Annotated in this window: 2 protein-coding genes; both read left to right on the top strand. The window is 38.3% G+C overall.

The genetic code is table 11. The features are described 5' to 3' along the window. Window positions 1–311, top strand: a 311-nt coding sequence (locus CDZ78_RS10065) for an Lcl C-terminal domain-containing protein (protein WP_140413985.1), incomplete at its 5' end; no start/stop codon positions are given. A gap of 499 nt (window positions 312–810) precedes the next feature. Next, entirely contained in the window at window positions 811–2,757 is a 1,947-nt protein-coding gene (locus tag CDZ78_RS10060) for a hypothetical protein (protein WP_087869902.1), read from the top strand. Window positions 2,758–2,778 lie beyond the last annotated feature (21 nt).

Below are 2,778 nucleotides of genomic sequence, written 5' to 3'. Positions count from 1 at the left end.
GATCAGGAAAAAATAACACAGATGTTATTCTAAATAAGAAATGTACGGGGAACCTCGCGGCAAAAACAGCTATAAATTTTAAGCTGAAGGAGCAAGGGGGTTGGTATTTACCTTCCGTTTCTGAACTGAAGCTAATGCGGAATGCGCTTCTTGGATCAGGAGTAGGAGGTTTCCATAACAATGAATACTGGTCATCTTCTGACAATGGGGGCAACAACGTAGCAGCCTATACATTTGACTTTGAAAACAATTATAAAATAGCAAGGGAGAGAAGTAGCCCTCACCCAATAAGACTTGTTTCAGATTTCTAACCAATACCTTTGCCAATTTTAATTTAAGCCAAAAATTCCAATATTACACCTATATAAATCAATCGCTTATAGGCTGTAAAATTCATAAAAATGAGTGTATTTTCATTTTGGCGAAGGTATTGCTATGAGGAAGAAGTTTTACATGCTATAAAGAAAAATGAATATTGCAAGGTTTATGCGTCAGGGCTGTCTATTACCTACGATCATAAGATTAAATTTCAGCCAAAGAAGATCCGCATGTCAACTAAAAATGGCACCATTTTTTAAGTAATTTTTTTCCTGAACACCAGATTATACCTGGCTTATCCATTCAGTTATCACGATGGGGTGATAATATTTCATCTTGAATGATGCTTTTTAATGAGAGGCATAAAAACAGGTTATAGCTGGGTTTTACACAAACACTCATTTTTTGCGACAGAACCCAGAACCGATAATGCGGAGAAGTGAACTTTATGCGACAGAACCCCCTTTTCTTATCCCGAACTCAGGTTAAAATATGAATAAACAAGCACTGATTTTCTTAATAATGTTAGTCACATCCTCGACAGTGATGGCACTTACGGGGCTTTTCTCAGGGGCATCTAGTAATAAAACGCTACCATCACTTGCGGCAGTAGAGGGGAAAAGTTGTTCAGTAACTATGATTGGCAATTTTGTAGGTTTAACAAAAGCTGCTTGTGGGGCTTCAAAGGGGGAGGGGTTATCAGATACACGAATTACTGTAGTGTCGGCTAAAGCAGGCACTAAAAAAACGGCACATTTTATACCACATCCTAAATTCGATGCTAAAAAATTGAATCCTAAATACGATATAGCTGTCGTTATACTAGATAGTGGTTTCCCCACAAACTATTCCGACCTTGTGAACTTACTTCCACCCATAAAGGAAGAGCAACGTTTAAAGAAAAATGGTAGCCGTTTTAGATTGTATAGTGCGGGTATGAATATACACAGTGAAGAGTGTGGCAATCAGGAATCCGGCCAAGGTTCATCAACTACGGCAGAGTGGTTTTTAACGGAGTCGGGCTGTTGGACCGACTGGCTTTTTTATAAGTCTTTTGCAGATATTAACTTTGAAAGTCCATCAAGGTTATACCAAGGTGGTAAGAATCAGGTCTTACCTGATTGGCAGATAAAAAATCTTTTTATAGATAACGGGATGACAATAGAAGACTTAGATGAAAGTTTTTTCATATTAGCACCTTCTCAGTCGCTGCTCGATCATTATCATGATAGTATAGCATCCCCTGTAAGTGTTCTGGATGATGGAGCTACAGCTACATTATTCATAGGTAGATCGACAGAACCCCTAGGATCGACAAAAGAAGCCTTTGTAGGCTTTGTTCACTCTGGAAATTTGATTTCACGTGTTTTGCCGCACTGGTCTTGGATCTTGGATGTAATAACAAAAGCATCTGTTGATTACAATATAATATCGTATGTCAACGCTGATAAGAACCGCATCTTAAGTAAAATAATCCATAACAGTATAAACGCAGAAAAATGTAATGGATACAATCGTTGTCAAATTGGGCAAATTGGATTCCGAAGCCTCTCGGATAAAGGGACAACACTATATTTCAGATTAATAGGTTTAAATGCAAACGGTTCATTTGAAGACATCCCAGCTACAGAAAAGGACACAGAAAATTGGGAGTATTTAGGATCTAAATTACCTAAAGAGTTTCTAAACACTACTAAACTATATAAACTGGGTGATAATATAGATGTTTCAGGGAAGGGTTTATGCTTTGTCTACTACAATCCAAACACAAAGAAAGTTGAATATTTTATATCAAAGACAGGAGATTTTGAGAAATTTCCGATTAACCAGAGAAGTAATGCAGATTGGGAATATATAGGTACAGAAAATCCTGATATCCCACGAACTGTTTACCCTAAAAGTCATAACAATATGACAGCGGAGTACTTAGCCCCTAAATTTAAGATATTCCCCAACTTGACTCTTGAAGTTGTTAATGGGCGTTGGGCTAGGTATATAGATCTACCTAGAGATGGTATAAAAGAGGGTCGAAAGGTTAGAGTGGCTAGGTATTCAACCTGGTGGACAGCAGTTAGAACAGGTTATGACTCCGTAATAATAAACAGAGGGGATGTGGCTACCTTTACATTTAAGAATGGGTCTTGGCGTACGGAATACCCTCTAACCATCTACCCTAAAAATCATAACAATATGACAGCAAACTACTTAGCCCCTAGGTTTGTGAGGTTTTCAAACTTGACCCTTAAAGTTGAAAACGGGCGTTGGGCTAGGTATATAGAACTACCTCTTAATTATGTTGCAGAGGGTCGAGAGGTAAGAGTGGCTAGGTATTCAACCTGGTGGACAGAAGTTCGAACAGGGGGGGATCCCGTTAGGTTGCAAAAGGGTAAGGAAGTTACTTTTATCTTTGAAGGTGGCGTATGGAAACTAAAAGACTAGATTCAAACGGTCATTAGGTAT

Source organism: Bathymodiolus platifrons methanotrophic gill symbiont, assembly GCF_002189065.1.
In the GTDB taxonomy this organism is placed as follows: domain Bacteria; phylum Pseudomonadota; class Gammaproteobacteria; order Methylococcales; family Methylomonadaceae; genus Methyloprofundus.
Note: the sequence above shows the minus strand (reverse complement) of the source record. Positions and strands in the feature narration are given on the sequence as shown.